Origin of the sequence: Luteimonas sp. TWI382, assembly GCF_039674545.1 — a bacterium.
Lineage (GTDB): Bacteria > Pseudomonadota > Gammaproteobacteria > Xanthomonadales > Xanthomonadaceae > Luteimonas.
The window spans coordinates 1-259 of sequence record NZ_JBDJNS010000067.1 but is presented as its reverse complement, the minus strand read 5'-3'; the positions used below and the strand labels follow the sequence as shown (position 1 = coordinate 259).

General features: G+C 66.4%; 1 protein-coding gene. It reads left to right on the top strand.

All coding sequences use genetic code 11. From position 1 onward, the window contains the following. Nucleotides 1–259, top strand: a 259-nt coding sequence (locus ABE505_RS17115) for an MBG domain-containing protein (RefSeq protein ID WP_346458295.1), incomplete at both ends; no start/stop codon positions are given.

Below are 259 nucleotides of genomic sequence, written 5' to 3'. Positions count from 1 at the left end.
CTCACCCGCGAAGCCGGCGAGAACGTGGGCCGCTACACCATCGATGCCTCGGCGTTGGCCAACGGCAACTATGTCATCACTGCCATTGACGGCGTGCTGACCATCGACCCGCGGGCAATCACTGTCACCGCCGACAGCCTGGCCAAGGTCTATGGCAATGCCGATCCCACCCTCACCTGGTCGGTGACCGAAGGCAGCCTCGTCGGTGCCGACACCCTCACGGGCGCACTCACCCGCGAAGCCGGCGAGAACGTGGGCC